Genomic DNA, 25,257 nt, shown 5'->3' with positions numbered 1-25,257 from the left:
CATTCATTGCCACCATACTCTTCAACTGAGTACAGATAATAAGGAGCACGCTATATGGAGGTACTCCCCTTAGCGCCTTATTTATTATTCTCATCCCCTTTTCATTGGGCACAGGGTTATTAACCAACATTGGCTTGCATAGGAGGTGTTACAGCTACAGGATTGGCCTGCATATAAGCTGACATTAGCTCATTTTCTGCTAACTCAGCATGTTGGCTGAGGGCCACCGCACGACTAATCAATTGATAAGCTCGTGCTTGGTGAATATCATCCGGAATCCGCTGGCCATCAGTGACATAAGAAACCGCAAGGTGTTTATCCATTAGCAGCTCAATTGCTTCCCCCAGCCTGGAAGCCTCATCCAGTTTAGTTAACACCCCCCCTACCAACCGAGTTTGACTATATATGTTATAAGCCACTTGCAGCACTTGTTGCTGGCTGGTTGTCGCTAAAACCAGCAAGCTTCGCACCATTGGCCTCACCTGATTCAATATAGATAATTGTAGCTGCAATTTGGGATCTTGGTGATTAAGCCCCGCCGTATCAATTAAGACCAACGATTTTTTCTGAAAGCTATCTAACACGGCTTGTAATTGCTGGCCATCTCCCACCACTTTAACGGGTACATTTAATATTTTACCCAAGGTTTTAATTTGGTCCGTGGCACCAATTCGAAAGGTGTCCATGGTGACTAATGCCAGTTTATCGGTACCGTGTTTTAATGCATAACGGGTAGCAAGTTTACCAATAGTCGTCGTTTTCCCTGCGCCAGTAGGACCGACACAAGCAAAAATCCCCCCTTGATCAACAATATCTTTAGAGGTAATAGGTAATTTCTTCACCAGATTGGCCAATACATGTCGCCAAGCATCAAGGCCTTGTTGTTGTAGAGGTAAATTCGCTAGTAACTGTTGACAATAATGGCCACTAAAACCTATCGCCTGTAATTTTTTCCAAAGCTGTGCCTTAGCCGGATTTTGCTTACAGTATTTTAACCAGCCCAACTGCCCTAACTGTTGTTCTAGTAATGCCCGCATCCCACTGACTTCATTTTGCAATGCACTAAATTGATGATCAGTGACATTAGGTTGTACAACAGATGTTACTGTCGTATCCATTTTATCAGCTGACTTTACGCCAGACGTTGCCCGCAGCTGTAAATTCACATCGGTTGTTGTAGCACTGCCCTGCTGAGCACGATTAATCACCTGCTTCGCTTGGTTAATTGCCACACGCAGCTGTTGTTTTTCCTCATTTAATAAAGGTTCAGGTGTCACAGGACCTGGTGGCCTGGTTGGCTGGGGTAATTCTAAAGTCGCTAATACCTCAACCCCCCCCGCCACTTTTTGTTGATTTAAAATCGTTGCATCAAGCCCTAGATCATTTTTCACCAGCCGCATGGCTTGTCGCATATCCGCTGCAAAATAACGTTTTATTGTCATGCCACTTAACCCCTGCGCACTCAACGGCCAAAACACTACAACTTAAGTCTTTTGGCGCAACGTTCCACGTAAGTTGTTTAGACTCACCATGTAGCCTTACCTTAACCAGCCTTATTGCTGGCTAATTATGTTACTGGCCGACGGTTGCTTCTATTGTGACCTGCTTGTTATCAGGTACTTCCTGGTAAGAAAGCACATGTAAATTCGGCACACCAAACCGGGCAAATCGAGCTAAAAACGGCCTGATCAGTGCTGCCACCAATAATATGGCAGGTTTTCCGGCTAGCTCTTGCCGCTGACAAGCTTCAGCCAAAGACTGCTGTAACTGCTCTGCCATACCCGGTTCTAACACAACTGAGTCAATCGTTGCAGCACCAGACTGTTTCGCTTGTTGTACAGACTGCAGCAACATCTGTTCCAACTGAGGTGCTAAAGTAACGACCGGAATTTGCAGGTCAGTACCCACCAACCCTTGGACGATAGATCGAGATAAAGCCTCTCTGGCAGCGGCGGTGAGTGTGGCAGGATCTTGACTGATCATTGCAGCTTCCGCCAAAGCTTCGGCAATGGTTCGAATATCTCTAACTGGGACTTTTTCCAGTAATAAATTCTGCAGCACTTTTAGTAATAAACTGATGGATAATTTATTGGGTACTAAATCTTCAGCCAGCTTCGGCGACTGCTTGGCTAATAAGTCCAACATCTGTTGTACTTCTTCATGACCAATCAACTCATGGGCATGTTTATGGATAATCTGATTTAAATGTGTAGCAACCACGGTGGATGCATCCACTACGGTATAGCCCAAGGTTTGGGCTTGCTCCTTTAAGTTTGACTCAATCCAAATGGCATCCAAACCAAACGCAGGGTCCTTGGCTTCAATCCCTTGTAATGAGCCAAAAACTTGACCAGGGTTAATTGCCAAGTCACGATCTGGGTGTACTTCTGCCTCACTGATTGTCACCCCCATTAACGTTATACGATAGGCGTTGGGTAATAAATCCAGGTTGTCACGAATATGCACCGAAGGCATCAAAAACCCCAGCTCTTGAGACAATTTTTTTCTGACCCCTTTAATTCGGCTCAACAACTCTCCTCCCTGCGTCTTATCCACAAGAGGAATTAGCCGATAACCAACTTCTAAACCAATCATATCGACCGGGGTAACATCATCCCAACCTAACTCTTTTACCTCCGGTGCTGCTGCAGATACCCCTGCTGATTCTGCTGTTTCCTGACCTGGTGCAGCAGGCAATTGCCCTTCTCCTGTTGTTTTCACTTTTGGCTGAGCCCGACGATGAATCAAGAAAGCCCCACCTGCGGCTAATAAGCCCAACCCCAAAAAAGCCAAATGAGGCATTCCTGGGATAGATCCCATCACTATTAAAATGGCTGCAGCCACACCCAACGCCTTAGGTGTAGCAAACATTTGTTGAATAACTTGGTGGCCCATATCTTTCGCATCAGACACCCTAGTCACAATAATGGCAGCTGCTGTTGATAGTAATAAGGAAGGAATTTGCGCGACTAACCCATCGCCAATCGTTAGTAATGAATAATTCTGCATGGCCACAGGAAAAGATAAATCATGCTGAATCATCCCAATACTCAAACCACCAATAATATTTATAAATAAAATTAAAAGCCCTGCAACTGCATCACCCCGAACAAACTTACTGGCACCATCCATTGAACCATAAAAATCAGCCTCCTGACCCACTTCTGTCCGCCGTGTACGGGCTTCATCCTGATTAATCAGGCCCGCATTTAAATCAGCATCAATGGCCATTTGTTTACCTGGCATCGCATCCAGGGTGAACCTTGCACTGACTTCAGATATACGGCCCGCCCCTTTAGTGACTACCACGAAATTAATGATCATTAAAATGGCAAACACCACCAAACCAACCACATAATTCCCCCCAATCACCACCTCGCCGAACGCTTGAATCACCTTCCCTGCAGCATCGCCACCTTCATGACCACGGAGTAACACTACGCGGGTTGAAGCAACATTTAATGCTAAACGTAATAAAGTGGCGACTAATAAAATGGTAGGAAAAACAGCGAAATCTAAGGGGCGCAGAGTATAAACACTGACTAACAAAACGACTAACGATAAAGTGATATTAAAGGTAAAGAGCACATCCAGTATAAAAGGAGGAACTGGCAACGTCATCATCGCCAGCAGCGCTAACAGCAGCAGTGGCACCCCAAAACTACCTCGACCTATCCCCTTAATACCTTCAACAACTGCTGCTTTGTCCATGGAGTTGCTCTTACCCTTCGTTGTGCATCTTTTATCCTGCTACTGCCAAATTTCTTACAGCAGTGGCAGATGATGCAAAAAGCTTTCCGCAACAAAAAACAGCCATACCAAATAGCACCCTTACAGTATTTTTTACATCAGCGGCTCCGTTTATTAGCCGGTATTTAATTAGGCTTGATTTATACCAATGAAACAGCAATTAAAATGTAAATTTTTATTGCCAAATTTGAATTTAGTGTAATATGCTGAACTAGTCTCAACGGTTATCGACATAAAAAATTAATCACAAGCATAATAAAATAATAATATAAATGTAATCTTTTTGCTCACATGGATAGGAGTACTTATGAAAAGAAGGGACTTTATTAAAGCTGCTGGTGTCGCAGGATTAATGCCTAGCATCGCACTTTCAGAAAATACAGCTATTGATAATTCTTTTTTTCCTAACTCTATAATGGATGGCAGCTTACAGCCTTCTTCTGGTTCATTAGATGTTATTGCTGGTACTTTACCCTACGACATCTATGGACATATATTTATCGCCGAAGGGATTCCACTGGAAAAGAATCACTTTACACCTAATAGCAAAGGGGCCTTAACACGGGTTGACTTTACCAATAGTGGTGCCAGCTTTGCTCGTAATATGATTAATACTCCATCAGCTATCATGCAAAATCATGTAGATAGTTTTTTAGATAAATTCTATCTGCTAGGCGGCACTATTTACTTTAGCCCTAATTTAGGTTTTATGAATTATTGTAATACCGCACCTATTTACATGGGAGATAACCGATTCGCCTTAAATTATGAAGGTGGCATTCCTTACGAGTTTGATGGTTCAACACTTGATTTAATTACCCCTATTGGTGAAGTTAGCGATTGGAAGTCCAGCCTTCCTCCCATTGCAGAAGCATTTGCGCCAGATAAGTGGTTATTTCCACAAATACGTACCACTGCTCACCCCTATTTTGACTTTAAAACAGGTGAGTGTTATACCATGAATTACGGTGGGAATATGGGCACAACTGGTACTCGCCATGGCTTTGTCAGATTGATTAAGTGGGATAGAGAAAGTCGTTTCAATAGCTGGACGATTGTTAACCGGGAAGGAAATAATATCTATATTTCTACCACCTCTCACTCACTTGGTGTCACTCGCAATCATATTATTATTTTCGAAACAGCATCACGAGTAGAAAACACTCGTGTACTAGGCACAAAAATTATTACCCCTCAAGAGCATAAAACGCCTATTTGGGTTATTCGAAAATCTGACCTATACGAGAGCAATAGTAAAGTTGTTGCCGACACTATTATCCTAGATTTCGATACCTCAGATATTATGTGTAATTATGATGATTATGATGATGAGCTGACTTTTTATGGTCATTATTTAGGTGCAATGGATAAATCTGAACCACAGTTTTATTATGAGAAGCTATTTTTTGGAGGCAGAGTTCTAGAGGATATTTCTGGCTATCCCGTAGCTCCAGTCGATGTAGGAGGTCTTGTTAGAGCAAGAGTCAAAGTAAACTATGATTCCATAAAAGAAATCACGTCTGGGTATAAAGTCATACGAGACGAAAAACTGTTGTGGGATATGAATGTTCCTGCTTATAAAGGTCAGTATCAGTTTCCTGATGAGTTTAAACATATTTATTGGGTTGCTATCGGTTATCGCCCAGAACATGTAGTTACAAGGGTCGCTAAAGCTTACCAAAATTACCCAAACCGTTTATATACCAATGAAACGCTACCCACTGAAATGAACCCATCCGCACTGGTGCATATGGATTGTCAGCAAATGTCTATTACTGATGAGTTTAGTTTCCCAAATGACTGTGTTATGCAAACAGCTCAGTTTTTACCAAGAAGAGGATCATTTGATCAGGATGATGGCTATATTATTACTCCTGTTGTGAGAAAATACCCCACCAACGGCTTGACCAATGGCAAAGAATACTGGTTATTTGATGGCAAGAATTTAGCACAAGGCCCTATCTGTATATTAGCCAGCCAGCAGCTTAACTTCGCTACGACTAATCATGCATTATGGGTAGACAGTATTGGTCCTCGTCCAGCTAATGCCTATAAAGCAGATATAGCTGGTTACTTCAAAGAAAAGCTACCGTCTCACTCTCGCCAAGTCCAACAAGCCATCAAAAGCCATGTTTTACCTCGATTTAGTTAGGGCTAGTCATAAGCCAGTATGAATAATTAATTAGTGAAGGATGCACACTACCACCACACAAGGAGACTAAGTGTGAAACAAAGAATCACCGCTTTTATCTCAGTTATTTTGATAGCGATTGCTTCAACAGTCGCTTTTGCTTGGTTTGAAAGCAATCAAGAAACCTTAACCAATTACCAGAATACCTTTGAGTGTAAGCCCGGGATTATTTACGACCCTCGATCGATTGAAGAAGTGCAAACGATTGTGCGACAAGCGATAACAGAAAATAGAACCGTTATGACGGGTAACCGTAAATTTGCCAGCCAAATTGATGCCGCTTGCACCAAAGATGGAGAAATCCAAATCACCTTAAAAAACATGGATAAAGTCGTTCAGTTTGATGCGGAAAATAAAACCATAACCGTACAAGCAGGCATGCGCTTTAATAAACTAAATGATTTTTTGCGTGAACAGGCTTTGGCTGTCAACATGGTCACAGAGCTTGGTACCTTCACTATAGGCGGTATGTTAGGCAGTGGCACCCATGGCTCAACGCTACATAAACAAAGTAACATGATTGCTGATTATGTTACTGAGTTAAAAATTGTTGATGGATTAGGAGAAGTCAGAGTATTAACCGGTGAATCCCTCAATGCCGCCAGAGTGAATTTAGGCGTATTAGGCGTTGTTGTCGAAGTCACTATTCAATTGGAACCCGCTTTCAAAGTCAAAGCCGATGTTAAAGGCCATAAAAGCGATAAAGGCTTAGAAGATAAAATATTAACCATTGCCCAACAAAACTATTCTACCAATATTGCTTGGTTTCCGGGATTAGGTCGTTATACCGTTACCACCTATAATCCAGTTCCCTTGGAAACACCCGGTAATGCTTATAATGCCCAGGCTGATGTATCAGACTTTCAGGAATATATGTATGGGTTATTGTTTAATGCCCTTCATGAGTTTCCTGGTTCCAGTCTACAGTGTTTAGCAGCCACTGTTCGCTATAACAGCAGAGCCAGTTCCTACTACCGAGATATTGATACAGGCAAAAAACTGAAAAACCCTATCGGACACTCTGATCGTATGCAGTACTTTCAATGTAAAAAACCTGATCAGTGTATTTGGGACCGGTTACCTATTGCTTTACAAGAAGTCACCATTCCTCTTGAGCAGCTCCCTAACTGGATTAAAGATGTCAAACAAATTATCGCCAAACATCCACGCACTTGCTTTCCTCTAAATGGTATTTACTTCCGCTTTTCAAAAGCGTCCCCTAGTTATTTAGGCATGAATGCTGGCCGTGATTCAGCTTATATAAGTACTGAATATACACTACGCAAAAAAGGAGAAGCGGTACCTAAAAATTATTTTGTTAATTTAGAAATTGAGCAAATGTCACTGCGTAAATATCAAGCTAGACCACATTGGGGTAAAAACTCCATTGCCATTTTTGAAGACATGCCATCTCGTTATCCTAAATGGGATGAGTTTGTTGCCTTTAAACAGCAAATTGATCCTAATAATATTTTTACCAATCCATTCTGGGAGCGTGTCAGTAACCAAGACCCTTTAGCCAACTATTTAAACCCAGGTTGTAACGCCAGTGGAGAATGCTATTGCCAAACTGACGAGCATTGCCAAGCTGGGGCTCAGTGTGTGCCAGGCAAACATTTTACTGACGCCAAAATTTGTATGTAAAACACTATAGGCTAACTTTAACTAATACATATGCTTTATCTGTTTTAGTTAAAGTTCTCCTTCACTTCTTCAGCGCCTTGGCCCAAGGCGCTTCTTCAAAGTGATAGTTATGGCAAAGCAGACAGTTTTCACCCACCCTTTCTTCTTTATGACAACTAACACAAGGCTGTTTAGTGACAGGTGAAAACAGCCAACTTGATGATTCTTGTTGTTCTTCAGTTTCACTAGTTTCTTCGCTATTAATACCCAACTGTTGCTGTGTTGATGCTGTGTTAGCTGCTGAACGGGTATGACAGTTTAGGCACACGGTTTCTGGTTGGCCTACCAGGTGAGGTTGATGTTTAAATTTAAAGGTGGGCATCGGTGGTTTTGGTTGATACTGCCATACAATTTTTTTATCTTGTATTTGGTGGCACAGTAAACACCCTGTATTGGCATCTTCTGAAGATAACTCACCTTTTTCCAATTGCTTTTCAATACGCTTAATTTCACTCACTCGTGCATGGTGATTAACAGACACAACCACAGAACCTTTTCGGGTTAATTGCCAATTTCCCATTGTTCCCCATTGCTGGTCAGGTTTAAGGGCTTTTCGCTGGGCTTTTTTTGGCTTATCTGTTGGGCTAGCTTGTGCTTTTAACAGGCTGGGAAACCACTGTTCTTGTAAATTAGTCAGCAATGGCATTACTGCTTTGCAATCATGCAACAACAGGCGTACAGCATCGGCCTCCTTAAATAACCCCTCTGCCATTAGCTTACCTTGCACCTTCAGTAATTTAGCTTCCTGTAAATTATCTTGTAAAATATCTTGAACCAGTTGTTTATAGCCCTTTGCAAGCTGCTGTTGAAAAAACTGGGTTGCTTTTTTTGACTTATCCGTAGGCTTTTCAGGTACACCATATTCAGCCAGTAATGCTAACATTGCAGCAGAAAGCCTTTTATTACCACGCTGTTTGGGCCACTCACCAATATCAGGCGTTTTTGTCGCTACACGGGGTAAGGCAAGCAAAACTACAGGTTTTTCGATCGTTTCTTCATGGCAGCTTAAGCACTGTTGATCAAATTTGGGAAATACAGGCTCAGCTTTACTACCATGACATTGTTGACATTGAAACACCTTCCCCTGCTCTGAAAATACGCCCTGATGGCGATCATGGTTAAACTGAATACCGGTATCTCGTGCCAAAGAGAAGTCACTATGCTGCTTAGCAAAATCTTGCTGAGACTTTAAATGACAACTGTCGCATTCCGTATCCGATAGTTTTGTTAGTTCTCCAGCAGTCCCTTGGTGCTCGGTGTGGCAGTTAAAACAGCCCAATGGTTTGCGGCTGGTTAATTCAGATAAATGTCGGTCAGCCTGTTGTTGTTCAATATTTTTCGGCAACAGCGTACGAATGGCTTGCTCATCTAAGCCATGGGCAACTACACCCTTTTGATGCTTGTGTTGATGACAGCTCATACACCCTTGGCTTTGTTGAGCCAAGGTCAGAGGTTGCATAGTGTGCCATAGCCAGGACATCACAGGGTCATTTGCTCTAACATGACAACTAATACACTGATCTTGTTGACTTCCATGCTGACTACTCAGTGCACCTGGAAACAGCAGTTGCTGCCGCCAAGGAGTATGAGTCAAAATGATAAACAACCCCAATAACACAACCAGAAAAAGCACAAATGCCAAACGACTACGTTTTAACCGGGTGATGGCTCCCTCTTGGCTGGGCCTGACATAGCGGCTTTGCCAGTGGGCTAACGGTTGAATACGTTCTCCTTTCATATCAACCTAAACCCCAGAAAAGCTATGAATCACCATTACGTGAGCCAAAACAAAAATAAATAATGCGTAAGCAAGAGGAATGTGTAAAAACAGCCATCGCCGCAGTAATCCCTGTATGGCGTACTGTTTATCAAGCTCAATTTTACGAAATACCAATATTCTTAGCTCCGTTACTGCAGGTAGCTCATCTTCTACTAGATAACGCTGTAACCCCTCAAACTTCAGAGCCCAGCGGCTACGCACCTGGCCACTGTTAAACACATGAAGCCAGAAATTGGCTGCCCCCAGCAAAAAATTTTGCAGGTTGCGGTTGTAAAATTTTACTAAAGTATCTGTGTGATGCTCGGCCGCTGCCTGTAAAGCCAGATCTTCTGCCTGCTGACGCAGCTGTTGATAATATTCTGGCATTTTTTCATACAATAACCGTTCCCCCAGCCAGGTCATCCTCGGTGGCATAGTCCGTGATAAATAAAGACCCAATAGGCCAGAGCCCACCTCCAATAAAAAAGCGGCCGCAATCAATTGATTAAACAAGCCCTTTGGCCAGCTAAAATTAATATGAATAAAAAATAAAATGACGCCATAAACCCCAAATAAAATATGCAGCCGCAGCCAATAACGTACTCCACCCACATTCAGAAATAACAGTTTTTTACGCCAGTGATAACTAGCCAACACCCCCATTACAGCAAGCAATCCCCAACCAGTGCAGTACACCTCACTGGGCATGGATAAGTTAAACCAACTTAATAAAATCTGTGTGCCAACCAGCAGCAAACCCAGCACTAACAAATAAGCAAGCCGACGTCTTACAACATATAAATTCATTTTCTACTGCCTGTCATGTCAGCCAATCTCTAATCTTTTCAACTTGATGAATATCAACTCGCCTCAGTGCATCATGAGGGCAAGCCAACTCACAGGCTGGTTTATTCAGCTGCCCGGTACACATATCACACTTGGTGGCCTTTAATTGAGGAGCCAATTTCCCTTGGTGGTCACTGGTATGGACTGGCTTGCCATGCTCATCCACAATTTTCACCATCTGAATATTGTCAAACGGGCAATTATCCGCACAGGTACTGCAGCCAACACAAATATCGTCGTTTATTACCACTGTGCCAGCATTGTTCATATAAATTGCCCCCGTAGGGCAGCCGTCCAAGCACAGTGGGTCACTACACTGCATACAAGCATTCGCGACCATAAAACCACCATGCTGATGACCATGACGAATAAACCGAGGGTTTTGGTCATGTACTGAAGCACAAGCTCTCACACAGTCATCACAGCCAGTACATCGATCAAGATTGATCAGCATGGTTTGAGTACCATAGATAAAACGCTGATCAATAAAAAACTCCAGCAAGTCTGATGCTTCATGAACTAAAAGCTCATGTTGTTGACTGGAAGGTAGCGTTTCTGGTGACAAGACAGCTGGTTGAGAGACGTCATGAGGAGTAGATGCTTTACTAGCTGCTAATACTTTTTCCAGCTCTCTCGCAGGAATTCTAATAATATCGGTATAACCAACAGCCCGAATAGTGCAGCTATAACGAGGCAAATCAGCTTCTGACAGCTCACTCACCTGCTGGCCACGTAACTGAATACCTCCCAATACCTCTTGAAACCCATAGCTATCACCTTGCCGAAGATAGTCTAGTGCCCGCTCACTATGCCCATAAGCCTTACTTTTTCGGGCATAACCTGCCCGGATAAAAATCACAGCATTGGCATAATCGCCTTCTTTAATAATTAACGGCTCCGACTGCTCTATTCGGCTTTTACGTTGATCAGAGTTTTGGTCAGAAACCGATTTCCAGTCCATCGCACCATAACTATCAAGCTCAGCAACCGTTGCCAAACGCTCCAACTGGGACTTATTTAACCCCAATAAAATCGGTTGTTGTTGCAATAAAGCGGGTAACCGATGGCGACGATACTGTTCATCTAAAAACTGGCGAAACCCCCGATCAAATCGGGCCAGCTGTCTGACCCCTTGCCAACGAATTTCCAGCAAAGTCGCTTGTTCACTGGTCACCACGATAGTGCGAAAGTGAGGGCTATGCTGTAAAGCAGCAACCGCACCAAACAGCTCTCCAGTCTTTAATAACTTAGGCTCTGGCGTACCGGGTTGATGCGCTTCGGTTAAGTCTGGAATACGTAAGTAACTATCGCGCCCTTGGGCCACAGTCACTTGTTGGGCTGCATCATAGCGTCGGGTATCACGACGTTCGACCCACTGGCTAGGTAACAAGTTTTGCTTGAGTCGCTGATACCAGGGGTGCTGCTCAGGACGTTGGCGAAACAGTGCTTTTTCTTTGACTTGTAAGGTGCAGGCTTGCCCTGCTAATAACAGGTAAGCATTACCCGCATGCTCATTCTGTCGTACCACGACTGCCGTTTTTTCCATGACTCGAATGGTGGCATGGTGCAGCAAGATGGATAACAAAGGCTGGAGTTCTTTTTGAGCAAGCTGATATGCCTCTTCTGTCGTATCTTTTCCTAGAAACGCTGTTAGCCATTCATTTGCTGAGTCATTTTTTACCCAGTGGCTTACAAGCTGAATGTCCTGCCATAGACTATTCAAGCTATTAACCAGTTCAATGACTGCTTGAAGCTGTAATGGCAGCTGTACCCTAGGAAGTCGGCCCAACTTAATCAGGTTTCTTTGATAACGTCCCTGCAACTTACGTAACCGCTGCTGCAGGTGATGCGACACCATGGTACGGAATGGTTCAAATACCAATAGGGTTGCATCAAGTTGCCAAGCGCTGTGGGATTGAGGAGTAGTCAGGTCTTCAGCCATTGCTGGATCGATTAGTAACCTCGGGCCTGCGGGTGCCTGCCTCAAAGCAAGCACCCGCAGGCCATAATGACATTAGTTTTTGTAGGTGTTGGCCGCAGGCAATAATGAATCAACGGTTGAAGAACTGATTCCCTGCGAATACTTACTTGCAAAAGTTTTGGCAGCCTGAGCGGCTTGTCCAGCATTTGTTGCTGATAACACCTTAGCTACCAGCGGATCACCCAATTTTGCTTGAATTTGTTTCAGTCGATTACGGGTTTGTTGTAATTTTTCTTTTTGTACCTGAGCATATTTACCTGTTGCACTCTGAGTCATTTTTAGCAGCAATTCATACTGAACCATTTGTCCCATCACATAGAGCAGGCGCTGCCGAGATTTAGGTACAGGTGGGTTATGGCTACCCAGGCTAAAGTTATGGCGAATTTGCTTACCTTGCGACCAGCTTAGTAGCTCAAATGCTAACTTAGAGGGATGACCACCTTGGTTAATCAGTTTTTGGTTTGGCACCAAATGACAGCTCAAACAATTTTTTGCCAGTCGATAAGCATGACCAGGCCGTACCATTCCAGCCCTATCAGCAGCGGCTAAGCGCTTCTGCCGTTGGACAGGAGCCTCTTGCTCTTTTTTGTTTACTTTTTTACCCGCCGCATCTCGGTATGTGCCGTGGGTTTCAAGCCAGTTTTTGGCAGGGTTATGACAAGACTCACAGGAAACTGTTGCTAACTCGCCATGAAGTTTAGCGCCTCTAGTGAAGTGACATTGCGAACAAAGCGCTGAGCTACTTTCTGGGTCAGACACTCCCATCTTTTCCGCAATCTCTTCACTATCAAATTCCTCATCAAGAAACCCTATATTATGAGGAGAATCTTCCCACACCCTATATTGTGGCTTATGACATTTTTGACATTTAGCAGGCCCTACCACTGATGAAGGCTGCCAATCAGACAATAAGTTGGCTGCTTGACTGGTTGCAGCGCTTGTTGCACCAACAACCCCCAAAATAAAACACCAGACCCATGCTTTCACTTCCAAACTCCTACTACCAAGCACTTTTTATATAATCCTAGTTAATTCTGTAATGATTGCGCGATTGTCAGACATTTAGTACCAAACGGTTACTTTTTGGATAACAAACACAAGGTAAACAGTAACGAGATGTATCAAAATGATTAGCCTGCTTTTGATTGAGAAACTCTGGGTCTTTGAGGTAACCCACTTCCCCTTCAAGAATCTCAGTCATACAAGAGCCACAAGAGCCTTTGCGGCAACTACTATTGATGCTTACCCCCTCTTCTTCTGACAAAGTGAGTAACCAACGATCTTCGCCTTGAAGCCATTCCGACCGCCTGCCAGAAGATGAAAATACAACCTCTGAGAGCTCTGGTGCATCCAAAAGAGGCACTTGATGGGTAACTGTGGCGCTAAAGCACTCATCATGAAACTGACTGGTATCAATATCACTTGCTGCCAGCTCTTGCTGAAGTTTGGTCATAAATGCCTCAGGCCCACAGAAATAGTATTGGCATTGCTGCGGCTGAAGCGAAATCTCTGCTAATACATCCAAACATGTTTGGCCATTTAGCCGACCACTTAGCTGGTAATCAATTTCAGGCCAATCCAGAGCAGAACGAGGATGGCTATAGCTAACATAGAGGTGCAGTCCCTGGTATTGAGTCTGCAGTGCTTCGAATTCGTCTTTAGCCGCATGGTGGGAGCCATTTCTTACACAGTAAAAAACGACGACAGGTGGTGGAAATGGTTGGTTAACTAATACCTTAAGCATACTGAGCACAGGGGTATAGCCAACTCCAGCGACTAAAAACACTAATGGCTCAATAGTACTTTCTGGTAATACAAAGCTGCCTTGGGGCTCTCGAATTTCAACAATTGCCCCCTCATACACTTCTTCATGAAGGTAGCTCGAAACCTTACCAGCGGGGTGATTCGTCTTAGCAGGTGCATCCGCTCGTTTCACACTAATCCGGTAATAGTCAGGATTATATGACTCAGACAATGAGTAACAACGGGTATATACCCGTGACCCAATTGGCAGCCTAACAGTCACATGCTGGCCAGCGGAAAAAGGCGACAATGGCAGTTCATCACGAGGCCGCAAATAAAATGAGATAATATCGCCTACTGGGTTTTCAACTACCCGTCTAGTGACGACAAAATCCCGAAACCCTTGCCAGTGACTTTGCTCAACTAATTGACTGGACACTTGCTGACAACGCTGCTGCCAGTTATTGGCTGCCAGTCCCCGTTGAACGTATTGAGCTTGGAACTGCAACCACTCTCTATAAACTAACCAAGCAATATAACTACATACCAACAGGGTGAGTATAAATACAATTAACCACTTCATTTGAACAGCTAACTACTTCCTTATGTGTTATTGCTAAAAATTAACCTGCAGCCCTACTCGTATCCCATTGGCATCATCTCGACGCTTCTGTGCAGAATGAAACATGTCCACCTGCACCAAGGTTCGATTGCCAATTGGCTGCTGGTATCGCATCCCTACTGCCATTGCACTTTGTTCTTGAGTTAAATGGCTGTAACGACCACCCAGCTCTACAGTCAGTTGACGCTGCTTAGCAAGTTGCCACTGATAGCCCATAGCAAACCCTGACGTTTTATTTGCTGAGGGATCAAGGGCAGCAACGTAGTTACCAATCCCCGCGCCAGCAAATAAAATCCCCATGGAAGCCAAAGGCCCACCATTACCTCGATCACGAGCCAGTGACACATAATTTTTTTCACTGTGAAATAAGTTTAAATACGCCAGATCATGAGTTGCTGCAGGAGTCAGAGAAAATTCAGCAGATAATAAATAACCATCTCGTCGGGTGTTATCTACTGGGCTACCAGGCTCAGGTAAATCGGTAGCATCTGAGAAATTAAAGCGAAAGGTCGTATTCAGATGACCAAATCGTTGAGTGCTGCCCAGGCCAAGCCAATAACCATCATGACTGTCATCTGACTCACGATAAGCCAGATCGACTTCCATCGTGGTTGAATAAGTGTCCCAAGCAGAAAACAAGCCGTAAATTTTCGTACCACCAATGGGTTCTTGGTTGTAGTCATTAATACTGCCCCAGCCATAAAACCCCGTAAGACGGAAATTCGTCACTAAATCACCTAAGAATAAGGTGTTTTTGGTGACCCCAATACCATCCAACGTATCATTGATTAAAATACCGTTTTGGATATTGAGTGGCTGACGGCCAATAGCAAAACCAATATCAGCAGCCCGATAGCCTTTTTCTGAAAGGACAGGAAATATTTCGCCAACATCTCCCTCAAAAAAAGCAACACTGACATCAGTATCAAAGTCGCCATCCCAGCCTTCACTTTCGTTTGGCTTAAAGGTATAGCCTGCATACTGCCTACCATCACGATCGAGTGGTCTAAAACCGACAAGTATCCGCTCAGTGCCTGTCAGTCGCAGGTTAAAAAACAGATCAAGTCGATTAGCCCACTCTGCCTGGTCAGTTTCACCATTATCAAAATACTGCAATGCCGATTGATAGCGCCCAAACACCCACAAACTGGGCCGCCAAACAGCGCCAGTAGGTAGCTCCCAGCCTTTTGATAAAGTGGCTGGTGCAAGAAATGGCTCGTTTACTTCCAGTAAAGGAGCAGGCCGTTCAGGCAAAATAGCCAGTCCGCCAGCGGTGCGTGCTGAGTCATTTTCTGCATTAGTTGCAGCCAACGCCAGCTCAACCGCACCACTTAAAACCAACCCCGCAGTTAGTACAGCTACTTTAGTCATTTTGCTGTCCCCCTTGCACTTTACTCCTGCCTTGCTGGTAATAAGCCGGGGTGTAAAGGTGGTTTTCAGGCAATGTCATTCGCTCCGCTACATTCTGTTGCTTACCTTTCCGGTTCAGGTCAATCTGCTGCCGCCAAAGCAATAATTTGCCAGCCACCAATTGCTTGACTACTTGCTCAGTTGTCATTTGGTAATCAAAGCCAACACCAGCAATCGTATGCACTAAGTTAACTGGTACCATTTGAGCGTACAGATTAACCTCTACGGTATAGCGCTGACCTGGTTTGATTTTGTTTTTAGGAATTTGATATTCCACCCAGCGTCGACCATTAGGAGGCAAGCTGCGCTTATGAATCCGCGCACCCTGAGGACGACCTTGCAATGTAGTGGGTGAAGTGGCTGGGCGTAAAAATGGCAGCGCCGTTTGCGAGTGATTAATTGGTATAATGGCTTCTCGCTCACTACCCCGTAAGTTTCTGGTTAAGAATCGAGCTTGTAAGTTATGTAGTTGATCATCAAGGGGAAGCTTACCGTCATGTACATACAAAGAGTGCTGATCTCGCACATCGCCATTTGGATCCAGATCACCTGACTCAAATACGACCTGACCAGCAGCATCCTGTACTTTCACGTTGAGATAAACCAGCCGTTCACCGATAAAGCCAGTGGGTACCATATGGCCATCTGTGCCGTTAACTAGCTCAACTTTCACAATTGGGTCACCCAGCCAGCTCCGACTAACTTCAGCAGCACCTAACTGATAACCATTTTGTAATACCGTCAGCCGTTTTTCGTGAGCTTCTGATAACAGCTGCAAGTTAGGTTGAATCACCTCTTGCCAAGCGATAACTCGGTCTTTGCTCTTAGACCAGACTTTGGGAAAGCGGTAGCCAGCAGGAATTGCTTTTTCAAATGCCGGTGTGCCCCAGCCATCGGCCAGATTAAACTTGCTCCAGATGTCGATGCCAGTTAAGCAAGTCTTTTTACGCTTTTGGCTTTTTTTCCGCTGCTTTTCAGTGCCGTCATGACAACCTTTTAAATATTTACGAAACCGTTTACGGATAAAACGATCAGCCGTCGGGTTATGAGGAAAAATACCAGGATGAATGACAGAGTAATCTGGACCGATAAAACTGTGGTCAGTTAAGCGCCGAGTAGGAGAATGGTAAGTGGAACCATGGGCTTTCTCAAAAGTAGCAGCAGGACCTTGTTCATAGCCAGCAGCGACACCAGGCTCTTTGCCCATATGGCAATCCTGACAACTAATCCCTTTTTTCGCAGCAGGAGAAGCACGGTACTCAGAATAAGCTTCTTCGAGGCGTAATTGGGTCATTGAGTTTACATCATGACAGGTACCACAAAATTGAGGTTTTACTAAATCAAAGAAAGGCTCAATTTTGCCATGGACTTCAATACCGGGTGCCTGAAATTCGGTGGTTAATCCTACCTCAGGATCTTTTAACAGCTTTTCAAAACCTTTATTTTCTGAAGCTCTTGGCCCACTAACCGGTTTAGTTAAATCGCCTTCAACCAGATTAATTCTGCCACTGAATTTGCCATAAGCCTGATTGACTCTGTGACAAGCAACACAGGTAACACCTTCCCGTGAAATCGGGTGCCGGTATTTATTTTCGATAAAAATAGGCTCTTCCATTGCCATCCCTACCGGTGTATGACAACGAATACAAAAATCGCCTGTAGTACCATTAGTTAACTTAACTGTTGTGGCATGCATCGCATTAAAAATAGGACTTAATTGTGCGTAAGCATGAGGTGATACAGACCACTCACGGTATTGTTTGGGATGACAAGCACCACACTCTTTCGCTGAGACAAAACGCTTTTCCCCATTAAATAATGTTTGATGGGCTCGGTTAGCCTCAGAAAGCCGTTTTTCTTCTTTTGTTAATTGGGCAGCATTTGCAGCTTCCTGCCCCAAAATCAGGAAACAACACAGGAAACTTATCCATCTTGTCATTATCTAACTACTCTCCACATCGTATTAATGACTGGCTATATCTTAACTATTAACTACTTATCGTTTTTGATCGTTATTGCTATTGCTTTTGGTTATTGCTTTTGAAAGCTATTCGCAACATGTCAGCATTTATAAATATTTCTTTAATAACTAATTCATAGTCTATTTTTTGCTATACGTGTATCTAAACTCACTCATTGAGTTTGAAAAAGTACCCACGTCAAAAAAGACTATTTTCACTCATCCTAAAAACCAGAAAAAACCAGCAAACTGGGTGTGAGTTAACAAAACGAGTAAAAGGATTAATTTCTATTACGGAGTAATAATTTTTTGATAGATAACATGGATGAGTAATAGTACAGCAGGTTAAAGGTAGATCTAATCCTGTTGAAGATGGCTGTAACCATGACCTGACGATTCCTTTTCTATTTTATTTCATCAATATGACGACCTTATAAGCATTCTCCTTTAAGCAAAAGGCATACCATTATCTCGAAAACACATAAAACACTGGCTACTAATTGCAAGCCCAATTAAACAAAACAATAAAATGTAAATTTATTTGACAAGCGCACTCATTATTTCACACTTATTACACATTTTTTGTCGATGATTTTTATAAACGTAGAGTCACAGTAAATGCTTTTTATTTTTGAAGCTCGTCAGGCACCGTTACTTTAGGAACGGGTCCTGGTTTTTGACCTTGGCCATTACGATATTGTTTTAACTGATAGACATAAGCTAAGACCTGTGCAACAGCCATATACAATGCTGTAGGTATTTGCTGATTAATTTTAGTGTTGTAATAAATGGCGCGAGATAAAGGTGGAGCCTCTAACATGACGACTTCATGTTCTTTAGCAATTTCTCTGATTTTGAGAGCCACTTCATCAGCACCTTTGGCAATGAGGTAAGGTGCATCAGCTTGCTCTGGATCATATTTAAGGGCAACAGAGAAATGAGTCGGGTTAGTAATAACCACATCTGCTTTTGGTACTTCAGCCATCATTCTTTGTTGAGCTAAATCACGTTGCAACTGTCGAATACGGCTTTTAACTTCTGGTTTGCCTTCTGTATCTTTAAACTCGTCTTTTATCTCCTGCTTCGTCATTTTCAATTTTCGCTGATGCTCCCAAACCTGAAATGGCACATCAATCAGTGCAATCAAAATCAAACTAGAGCAAATGGCTAAACTGGCCCAACCTAAAATCCAACTACCATGCACAATGGCCTGCATGATGTTTTCTTTACCTAACGCTAATAAATCATCTTGCCTAACAAACAATACTAATAATACAAATGCTGTCACCACTAATACTTTGGCAATCGCTTTAATTAGCTCTACCAGTGACTTCAAAGAAAACATCCGTTTAAGCCCACTCAACGGATCAATTCTGTTTAATTTAGGTAGTAATGATTTACCGCTAAATATCCACCCCCCCACTAAAATAGGAGAAGCTAACCCTACTAATAATAATGTGATAAATAAGGGTAATAAGGCAAAGGTCGCAGCTGAAATGGATTCGCCTAAATACTGAAACATCCGTGCAGTGTCAAAAGCGATTTCTCTTTCAAAGGCAAAGTTTAACCGCATAATACCAGCCAGTTTAGTTGCCAAAAAATGACCTGAGAGAAACAGGCTGGATACTCCCAGCATCAACAACGCCATGGTTGACAACTCTTTAGAGCGAGCAACCTGCCCTTCTTTACGAGCATCCTGTAAACGCTTCTGGGTCGGCTGCTCCGTTTTTTCCTGACTGTTGTCTTTATCTTCAGCCATACCCTCATACCTTTCGGGGCTGTCGCAAAATGACGGTAACTGCAAATACTACAGCTTGCAAAAACTGTGTTAGAAACAGGCCCTCAAAATAAAAGTAGTTAGCCAAAATTATGGCTGTATTAGGCTTCTAAGCATAAACAATGCCGCTTCAGTAAAACGGCTGTATTGTGCCAATAAACCGCTACTCACCCCTACCCAGGTTACAAACAAACCAAAAATCATTGAGATAGGAAAACCTAATGCAAACACATTCAGTTGAGGAGCCGCTTTGGTCATCACCCCAAAGGCAATATTGACAATTAACATTGCAATCACTACAGGTAGTGCAATAAGCAACGCACTAGCAAAAATCCAGCTAAACCACATCACTAATTCAATGAAGTGGTGAAATGGAACAAACTGGCCAATAGGAATTGTACGAAAACTTTCTACTAATACTTCAAACACCACATGATGTCCGTTCATTGCCAAAAATAATAATGAACATAGGATTAAGAAAAACTGCCCCACAGCGGCTACATTCACACCATTAGCAGGGTCGTTAAGAGAAGCAAAACCCAATCCCATTTGCATCGAAATCATTTGCCCTGCAACCGCAAACAAATGAAAAAATAGTTGTAACGCAAACCCCATCAATAAGCCAATTAATACCTGCTGGGCAATGATGACCATGCTTGGGATTGAAATCAGGTCAACTGTTGGTCCAGGTGGAATAATCGGCGCAATTAATAACGTCACCAAGATAGCAAAAAATGCACGAACCCGCATGGGAACCAGCTGGGTACCGAAAATGGGCATCACCATTAAAATACCTGCTACTCGAAATAATGGCCAAAGTATTTGTGCTAGTAATAACTGGATGTCTTCTAGTTGATAATGAATCAAACTAAACCTAATAATCAGCCGATTAAATTGGGAATTTCAAATAAAAGATTTTCAAAGAAATCCTGCAGTTTTCTTAATAACCAAGGCCCCGTAAACAAGACCGCTAATAAAGTCACTAATAACCGAGGTAAAAAGCTTAGGGTTTGTTCATTTATTTGAGTAGCTGCTTGAAACACACTCACTACCAACCCCACGATTAAGCTGGGAGTAATAATCACTGCTACCATTTGAACAATGATAAAAAGTGCTTCGCGAAAGATATCATTTACAGATGATGGATCCATAATAGCGATTCTTTTTACAGACCTAAATGCTCGCACCAAAACTGGCTGCTAATGTACCCATAATCATTGCCCAACCATCGACCATTACAAACAACATAATTTTAAAGGGTAATGAAACAATCAATGGCGACAGCATCATCATCCCCATTGCCATCAAAACACTGGCCACGACCAAATCGATCATTAAAAAAGGAATAAACAATAAAAAGCCAATTTGAAAAGCTGTTTTTAATTCACTCGTTACAAATGCTGGCACTAGGATAGAAAACGGCACATCCTGAGGCGTATTAAAGCTCTTCTCATCAGCAATTCGAATAAATAAATCTAAATCTGACTCACGCGTTTGTGCCAACATAAACGCATGAAAAGGCTCACTGGCTTTATGCAATGCATCTGCAGACGTCAATTGCTCATTCAAATAGGGTTGTAAACCGGCTTTATTTGCTTCCTGTAAAACTGGCGTCATAATAAAAAACGTCAAAAATAACGCTAGCCCAACCATTATCTGGTTTGAAGGCGTCTGTTGTAATCCCAGAGCCTGGCGTAAAATGGCTAGCACCACAATAATACGAGTAAAAGAAGTCATCATCATCACAATCGCCGGCAACAGCGTTAATGCGGTCATGATGGCTAAAATTTGGATAGTCACCGTATATTCCTGTTGACCATCCGGCAACGTGGTTACCTTAAGCGCAGGAATCCCCAAATCAACAGCTGTTGCAGGCTGGCAAATAAATAAACCTGCCCCTACAAGCCATAGCCAAGGATTGCACTTATCAGGTAACCACTGCTTCATGATGATTTTTGCTTTAATAGTTTTGCTAGTGTATTGGAAAAATCCGTTCCTGCTGCCGGAGTTGAATTAGCATCAATAACGGGCTCAGAAAACACATGCAGCATATTAATTCGACCTGGTGAAGCACCGAGTAATACTTGCTGCTCACCCACCTGAACCAACAACACCCGATCACGAGGCCCTAATGCCAAGCTTGCCACCACTTGCATTGATGACTGGGACATAGGCTGAAAATGCTGCATTTTTTTCACTAACCAAGCTAAGCCGGCAATAGCCGCAATCACCAACAGTAACGATAATGCTACTTGAGCAAGTGCTGAAATACCCAAACCATCATCTGGTTTAGTTTTTTCTGCGGCCCATCCCCATTGGCAAAAAAAACTACCTAAAGAAATAACTGCAAATTTACCGAAGCTTTTTAATACGTTCTGTTGGACTAATAACATCAGTTAACCGAATACCAAATTTTTCATTGACCACAACCACTTCGCCATGCGCAATCAAGGTGCCATTCACTTTGACATCTAACGGCTCCCCCGCTAGGCGATCCAATTCAATTACAGACCCCTGGTTTAACTGCAACAGATTACGTATAGTAATTTCTGTGCCGCCCACTTCCATTGTGATCACAACCGGAATATCTAAGATAACATCTAAACTGGGTCCTTCGTCACCTTCCCCAAAACTTTCAACCCCAGCAAACTCATCCATCACCATTGGCTGAGAATCATCACCACCATCAGCCTGGCTCATTAACTCATCAATATCGCCCTGATCACCATCGTCAGACTCTTCCAGGGCTGCAGCCCACTCTGCGGCCAGTTCTGCATCATCCTGATTAGTGCTCAGCTCATCAGCCAAGTCCTCAGGACTAGCGTCACCATTAGTGGTTTCATTCGGCTCTTCGGAATCTGCCATAGTACTCTGCGGTGCCTCCTTACCTACCTGTGGTTATTTAGGTCTGGAAATTGATGAAATAATCTGAAAGGCTAGATTTTCTTTGAATATCCCTAAGCGTGTTTTAAAAATAGGGATTTGATTCGCTGTTAGCACAATATAAGGAGGCATTTCAGCCGGAATTACATCCCCTTCTTCTAAATTTAAAATGTCTCTCAAATTGAGTTCTTGCTTCATGATGGTGGCACTCATCTCCACATTAATATCCAGCACTTCCCGCCTAAGTGAGCGAACCCAACGTTCATCCCGATCATCCACATCACTTTGCACGCCGGCATCAAGCACTTCTCGAATAGGCTCAATCATCGAATAAGGGATAGTGATATGCATATCTCCCCCGCCGCCTTCCAGCTCGATATGGAAGGTACTAACCACCACCACCTCACTGGGGCTGACAATATTGGCTAAAGCAGGGTTAACCTCTGAGTTGATATATTCAAATAGCACCTTCATAACCGGGTTCCAGGCTTCTTTTAAATCCACAAAAACCTGGTTAAGCACCATCTGAACTACTCGGTTTTCAGTTGGTGTAAATTCACGGCCCTCAATTTTGGCATGCAATCCCTCACCACCAAAAAAGTTATCCACCAACTTATAAACCAGCTTGGCATCGAGAATAAACAATGCCGTGCCACGCAAAGGTTTTATTTTGACCAAATTTAAGCTGGTAGGCACATACAGGGTATGAACGTATTCGCCAAACTTCATGACTTGCACACCACCAACAGCAACATCTGCCGTACGCCTTAGCATATTAAACATGCTAATACGGGTATAACGGGCAAACCGTTCATTAATCATTTCCAGAGTGGGCATTCTGCCACGGACAATCCTATCCTGACTGGTCAGGTCATAGGATGCCACCCCATCCGGACTCTCATCACCCTCAGTTTCAACAGCGCCGTCATCAACACCACCTAAGAGGGCATCAATCTCGTCTTGTGACAGTAAGTCTTGCATAGTACACCACTCACCGCATGATCACTGATTTAAACTGCAATTGCTGTTTAAGCACTTTATTGCATGACAAAATTGGTAAATAACACTTGCTCAATCCCGGGCTTACCAATTTCCTTTTCCAACACCGCTTGAATTGACTTGGTTAATGACTCGCGTAGCTTTTCTTTACCCTCTTCTGTTTGCAAAGAATGGTATTCAAAACCACCGATTAATAGCACTAAATTATTGCGAATTAACGGCATATGCTTTTTCAAACCTTCCAAGGCTTCCAAATCACGTCCCATTACAGTTAAATTCACCTGCAAAAATCGCTGTCTTCCTGACACATTAAAATCAATGACAAAGGGTGGATCTAAAGACTGATAAGCCGCAGGCTGCTTAACTGGCTCTGTCGGTTGTTCAGTTGTTCCACCTTCCTCTTCTCCCCCCATCATCAAAAAGAGAGTTACACCTATTGAAACCCCTATCAGCAACACAGCAATAACAATAAATAGTATTAACTTTTTGTTACCACCAGCTTCTTCTTTTTCGTCTTCCTGTCCTTGCTCTGTATTGTCAGCCATTCCCTTACCCGTCAATAATTCAACATTTCTTGCACTTGATCGTTAACTATTACTGTCATCCATACAAAAAACATACCACTAAATCGATTAAGATTTCCTGTCGATATAAGTTTAGAAAACTAACTCCCTTATTTTGACAACGTTTATTGGATCTGCTTAAAAAATTATAGAGATAAAAAGCTAGGCTATACCAGTCAATTGGCAATTAAACAAAAAAATGCAGCAAACAATGATTAAAGATGCCCTTAACAACGGCTGGTTTTAACCAACCGTTTAATCAGACAAGATAAATCAGATGAGTTTAATGCTCGTATCGAGCGAGAAATAGATGAAATACATCTTCGACTTTTTTTCGGGAAGTGATCACGTCAGAAGGCGTAATATTTAATGCTTCACGCAGCCAAACACCATCAATAGCCGCGGCAATAACTTCAGCCATATGTTGTGCTTGTGAACGGGGAAATGCTTTATTTAGTTCAAAGGTTAGATTACTGACTAGACGTTTAGCATTTACATTTTGTAATCGGCGCAGCTCAGGCTTATGCATAGCTTCTGCCCAAAAAGCCAACCAGGCTTTGCGAGCAGCTGATGTCATTTGGGTATGATCAAAATTCCCATCAATTATCGCATGAACCCGTGCCTTAAAGTCTTCTTGTGGAATGGTTGATAGCCTAGCTTTTACACCCAATTGCAAATCCTTAAGAATTTGCCGCATGGCTGCTTCCAATAAGCCATCTTTACCAGAAAAGTAATGATTAATAATACCTGCGGATACCTGAGCCTGTTTACTGATGCGCTGGGTAGTGGTTTCAGAAAGCCCCCACTCATCAATGCAATTTAATACTGCCTCAATTAATTGTTTGCGCCGTATCGGCCCCATTCCAAGCTTTGGCATACAGTTAGTTCCTATTCATCCCGCGAAAACATCTTCTTACTAAGCTATTCAAGTAGCTTTTTGTCAATGACTTGTTAATTACTGTTAATTGTTTTTTTAAAGGCTCAGCTACTCTATTCAATTTAAGACTAACATAATACATGAAACCAGCCTGTCATGTTAATTACATTTTAAAAAGTCAACGGCACAATCAAGTGCTATAGTTTATTCAAG

Annotated in this window: 20 protein-coding genes; 2 read left to right on the top strand and 18 right to left on the bottom strand. The window is 42.9% G+C overall.

Going from position 1 to position 25,257, the window contains the following annotated elements:
- Positions 1-119: 119 nt before the first annotated feature.
- Together flhF and flhA are read right to left on the bottom strand one after the other, a co-directional pair.
- A complete protein-coding gene (gene flhF, locus OQE68_RS22365; RefSeq protein ID WP_180567509.1) occupies positions 120-1,442 on the bottom strand; it encodes a flagellar biosynthesis GTPase FlhF in 1,323 nt (440 codons plus the stop codon).
- Positions 1,443-1,572: 130 nt separating this feature from the next.
- On the bottom strand, positions 1,573-3,711 hold the full coding sequence (gene flhA / locus OQE68_RS22360; RefSeq protein WP_180567510.1) for a flagellar biosynthesis protein FlhA: 2,139 nt from the start codon (positions 3,709-3,711) through the stop codon (positions 1,573-1,575).
- Positions 3,712-4,057: 346 nt separating this feature from the next.
- On the opposite strand from flhA, the gene OQE68_RS22355 reads away from it, so the two are divergent.
- Together OQE68_RS22355 and OQE68_RS22350 are read left to right on the top strand one after the other, a co-directional pair.
- Positions 4,058-5,902 (top strand): carotenoid oxygenase family protein, encoded by a 1,845-nt coding sequence (locus tag OQE68_RS22355; RefSeq protein WP_180567511.1) that lies wholly within the window; start codon positions 4,058-4,060, stop codon positions 5,900-5,902.
- A gap of 96 nt (positions 5,903-5,998) precedes the next feature.
- Positions 5,999-7,585, top strand: coding sequence for a D-arabinono-1,4-lactone oxidase (locus OQE68_RS22350; protein ID WP_434801422.1), 1,587 nt, complete (start codon positions 5,999-6,001; stop codon positions 7,583-7,585).
- A gap of 61 nt (positions 7,586-7,646) precedes the next feature.
- On the opposite strand, the gene OQE68_RS22345 is transcribed toward OQE68_RS22350, so the two are convergent.
- From OQE68_RS22345 to betI, 16 genes are all read right to left on the bottom strand, one after another.
- Positions 7,647-9,362 (bottom strand): hypothetical protein, encoded by a 1,716-nt coding sequence (locus OQE68_RS22345; RefSeq protein ID WP_180567512.1) that lies wholly within the window; start codon positions 9,360-9,362, stop codon positions 7,647-7,649.
- Between the two features lie 6 nt (positions 9,363-9,368).
- On the bottom strand, positions 9,369-10,190 hold the full coding sequence (locus tag OQE68_RS22340) for a hypothetical protein (RefSeq protein WP_180567513.1): 822 nt from the start codon (positions 10,188-10,190) through the stop codon (positions 9,369-9,371).
- A gap of 13 nt (positions 10,191-10,203) precedes the next feature.
- Complete coding sequence (locus OQE68_RS22335; RefSeq protein WP_180567514.1) at positions 10,204-12,216, bottom strand: 4Fe-4S dicluster domain-containing protein; 2,013 nt, start codon at positions 12,214-12,216, stop codon at positions 10,204-10,206.
- 27 nt (positions 12,217-12,243) lie between these two features.
- Positions 12,244-13,197: a multiheme c-type cytochrome gene (locus OQE68_RS22330; RefSeq protein WP_180567515.1), complete on the bottom strand. Its 954-nt coding sequence runs from the start codon at positions 13,195-13,197 to the stop codon at positions 12,244-12,246.
- Positions 13,198-13,264: 67 nt separating this feature from the next.
- Positions 13,265-14,536 carry a 2Fe-2S iron-sulfur cluster-binding protein gene (locus OQE68_RS22325; RefSeq protein WP_180567516.1) on the bottom strand — a complete coding sequence of 424 codons (1,272 nt, stop codon included), beginning with the start codon at positions 14,534-14,536 and terminating at the stop codon, positions 13,265-13,267.
- 33 nt (positions 14,537-14,569) lie between these two features.
- The gene (locus OQE68_RS22320) at positions 14,570-15,946 is read right to left on the bottom strand and encodes a hypothetical protein (RefSeq protein WP_180567517.1); all 1,377 of its coding nucleotides are present in this window, start codon (positions 15,944-15,946) and stop codon (positions 14,570-14,572) included.
- Entirely contained in the window at positions 15,939-17,924 is a 1,986-nt protein-coding gene (locus tag OQE68_RS22315; protein ID WP_180567518.1) for a multiheme c-type cytochrome, read from the bottom strand. The genes OQE68_RS22320 and OQE68_RS22315 overlap by 8 nt, the downstream gene beginning before the upstream one ends.
- A 646-nt stretch (positions 17,925-18,570) precedes the next feature.
- Entirely contained in the window at positions 18,571-19,704 is a 1,134-nt protein-coding gene (gene flhB, locus OQE68_RS22310) for a flagellar biosynthesis protein FlhB (RefSeq protein WP_180567519.1), read from the bottom strand.
- Between the two features lie 108 nt (positions 19,705-19,812).
- Complete coding sequence (gene fliR, locus OQE68_RS22305; protein ID WP_180567520.1) at positions 19,813-20,589, bottom strand: flagellar biosynthetic protein FliR; 777 nt, start codon at positions 20,587-20,589, stop codon at positions 19,813-19,815.
- A gap of 14 nt (positions 20,590-20,603) precedes the next feature.
- A complete protein-coding gene (gene fliQ, locus OQE68_RS22300) occupies positions 20,604-20,873 on the bottom strand; it encodes a flagellar biosynthesis protein FliQ (protein WP_180567521.1) in 270 nt (89 codons plus the stop codon).
- A 22-nt stretch (positions 20,874-20,895) separates the two neighbouring features.
- The gene (fliP, locus tag OQE68_RS22295; RefSeq protein WP_180567522.1) at positions 20,896-21,669 is read right to left on the bottom strand and encodes a flagellar type III secretion system pore protein FliP; all 774 of its coding nucleotides are present in this window, start codon (positions 21,667-21,669) and stop codon (positions 20,896-20,898) included.
- A complete protein-coding gene (gene fliO / locus OQE68_RS22290) occupies positions 21,666-22,115 on the bottom strand; it encodes a flagellar biosynthetic protein FliO (RefSeq protein ID WP_180567523.1) in 450 nt (149 codons plus the stop codon). Before fliO ends, fliP begins: the two co-directional genes overlap by 4 nt.
- Positions 22,075-22,587 carry a flagellar motor switch protein FliN gene (gene fliN, locus OQE68_RS22285; RefSeq protein ID WP_180567524.1) on the bottom strand — a complete coding sequence of 171 codons (513 nt, stop codon included), beginning with the start codon at positions 22,585-22,587 and terminating at the stop codon, positions 22,075-22,077. The genes fliO and fliN overlap by 41 nt, the downstream gene beginning before the upstream one ends.
- Positions 22,588-22,620: 33 nt before the next feature.
- Positions 22,621-23,586, bottom strand: coding sequence for a flagellar motor switch protein FliM (gene fliM / locus OQE68_RS22280; protein ID WP_180567525.1), 966 nt, complete (start codon positions 23,584-23,586; stop codon positions 22,621-22,623).
- A gap of 56 nt (positions 23,587-23,642) precedes the next feature.
- Complete coding sequence (locus OQE68_RS22275; protein WP_180567526.1) at positions 23,643-24,149, bottom strand: flagellar basal body-associated FliL family protein; 507 nt, start codon at positions 24,147-24,149, stop codon at positions 23,643-23,645.
- A gap of 301 nt (positions 24,150-24,450) precedes the next feature.
- Complete coding sequence (betI, locus tag OQE68_RS22270) at positions 24,451-25,044, bottom strand: transcriptional regulator BetI (protein WP_180567527.1); 594 nt, start codon at positions 25,042-25,044, stop codon at positions 24,451-24,453.
- Between the last annotated feature and the right edge of the window lie 213 nt (positions 25,045-25,257).

Source organism: Spartinivicinus marinus (genome assembly GCF_026309355.1).
Taxonomy (GTDB): Bacteria; Pseudomonadota; Gammaproteobacteria; order Pseudomonadales; family Zooshikellaceae; genus Spartinivicinus; species Spartinivicinus marinus.
Note: the sequence above shows the minus strand (reverse complement) of the source record. Positions and strands in the feature narration are given on the sequence as shown.

Bases quoted from the DNA above. Each gene is read 5' to 3' on its own strand.
- flhF (WP_180567509.1), bottom strand. From the start codon at position 1,442: ATGACAATAAAACGTTATTTTGCAGCGGATATGCGACAAGCCATGCGG.
- flhA (WP_180567510.1), bottom strand. From the start codon at position 3,711: ATGGACAAAGCAGCAGTTGTTGAAGGTATTAAGGGGATAGGTCGAGGT.
- OQE68_RS22355 (WP_180567511.1), top strand. From the start codon at position 4,058: ATGAAAAGAAGGGACTTTATTAAAGCTGCTGGTGTCGCAGGATTAATG.
- OQE68_RS22345 (WP_180567512.1), bottom strand. From the start codon at position 9,362: ATGAAAGGAGAACGTATTCAACCGTTAGCCCACTGGCAAAGCCGCTAT.
- OQE68_RS22340 (WP_180567513.1), bottom strand. From the start codon at position 10,190: ATGAATTTATATGTTGTAAGACGTCGGCTTGCTTATTTGTTAGTGCTG.
- OQE68_RS22325 (WP_180567516.1), bottom strand. From the start codon at position 14,536: ATGAAGTGGTTAATTGTATTTATACTCACCCTGTTGGTATGTAGTTAT.
- OQE68_RS22320 (WP_180567517.1), bottom strand. From the start codon at position 15,946: ATGACTAAAGTAGCTGTACTAACTGCGGGGTTGGTTTTAAGTGGTGCG.
- OQE68_RS22315 (WP_180567518.1), bottom strand. From the start codon at position 17,924: ATGACAAGATGGATAAGTTTCCTGTGTTGTTTCCTGATTTTGGGGCAG.
- flhB (WP_180567519.1), bottom strand. From the start codon at position 19,704: ATGGCTGAAGATAAAGACAACAGTCAGGAAAAAACGGAGCAGCCGACC.
- fliQ (WP_180567521.1), bottom strand. From the start codon at position 20,873: ATGGATCCATCATCTGTAAATGATATCTTTCGCGAAGCACTTTTTATC.
- fliP (WP_180567522.1), bottom strand. From the start codon at position 21,669: ATGAAGCAGTGGTTACCTGATAAGTGCAATCCTTGGCTATGGCTTGTA.
- fliO (WP_180567523.1), bottom strand. From the start codon at position 22,115: ATGTTATTAGTCCAACAGAACGTATTAAAAAGCTTCGGTAAATTTGCA.
- fliN (WP_180567524.1), bottom strand. From the start codon at position 22,587: ATGGCAGATTCCGAAGAGCCGAATGAAACCACTAATGGTGACGCTAGT.
- fliM (WP_180567525.1), bottom strand. From the start codon at position 23,586: ATGCAAGACTTACTGTCACAAGACGAGATTGATGCCCTCTTAGGTGGT.
- OQE68_RS22275 (WP_180567526.1), bottom strand. From the start codon at position 24,149: ATGGCTGACAATACAGAGCAAGGACAGGAAGACGAAAAAGAAGAAGCT.
- betI (WP_180567527.1), bottom strand. From the start codon at position 25,044: ATGCCAAAGCTTGGAATGGGGCCGATACGGCGCAAACAATTAATTGAG.